Origin of the sequence: Methylobacterium sp. WL103, from assembly GCF_008039885.1 — a bacterium.
GTDB lineage: Bacteria > Pseudomonadota > Alphaproteobacteria > Rhizobiales > Beijerinckiaceae > Methylobacterium > Methylobacterium cerastii.
In genome coordinates, this window is record NZ_VRUX01001021.1 from 1 (window position 1) to 922 (window position 922).

Below are 922 nucleotides of genomic sequence, written 5' to 3' on the forward strand. Positions count from 1 at the left end.
GCCATGCGCGGCGCCGTGGAGACGGCCTCCGACACGACCCGCCTCGCGCTGCTGGCGGGCCATCCCGAGCTCGCCGGACGGGCCGCGCGGGACGGCACCATGGCCCCCGATTCGGTGGCCGAGCAGGCCGCGGCCGGCCTCGACCGGATGTCGGACGCGGAAGTCGCGCGCTTCGCGGCGCTCAACGCGGCCTACCAGGCGAAATTCGGCCTGCCCTTCATCCTGTGCGTCAGGCGGCACGGTCGGGCCTCGCTGCTCTCCGCCTTCGCCGCGCGCCTCGACTCCGACGCCGCGACGGAGCGGCGGACGGCGGAAGCCGAAGTGTTCCGCATCGCCGCGATCCGCCTGAACGCGCTGGTCTCCGGCGACGGACCGCTCCGGACCACGGGCCGGATCTCGACGCACGTGCTCGACACCGTCAGCGGGCGGCCGGCGGAAGGCGTCGCGGTGAGCCTGCACGAGGTGGTGTCGGAGACCGAGACGGCCCTGGTGGCGCGGGCGGTGACGAACGCCGACGGACGGACCGACGCGCCGCTCGTGGCCGGGCGGCCGGTGCCGATCGCGGTCTACGAGCTGCGCTTCGCGCTCGGCGATCATTACCGGCGCCAGGGGATCGCGCTCGCCGAGCCGCCCTTCCTCGACGTCGTGCCGCTGCGCTTCGGCGTCTCGGACCCGGAGGGGCACTATCACGTGCCGCTGGTGGCGACGCCGTGGAGCTACCAGACCTATCGCGGCAGCTGACGGGTCTACCGGAAATTCGTCCTCCCAGCTGCGCACCGGCGCGGCCCTCGCGCGTTGACGGCGCAGACAGACGAGGAATTCCCATGCTGCGTTCGACCCGCGTCCTGATCCTCTCGCTCTGCCTCGGCTGCGGGCTCGCGGGCGCGGCCTCCGCGCAGTCCGTCGGCGCCCCGGCCGGGCG

The 922-nt window shown here is 74.4% G+C and carries 1 protein-coding gene; it reads left to right on the forward strand.

Features of this window, described 5'->3' with window-relative positions; genetic code table 11:
• Positions 1-741, forward strand: a 741-nt coding sequence (gene uraD / locus FV222_RS27475) for a 2-oxo-4-hydroxy-4-carboxy-5-ureidoimidazoline decarboxylase (RefSeq protein WP_147816297.1), incomplete at its 5' end; no start/stop codon positions are given.
• Positions 742-922: the final 181 nt, after the last annotated feature.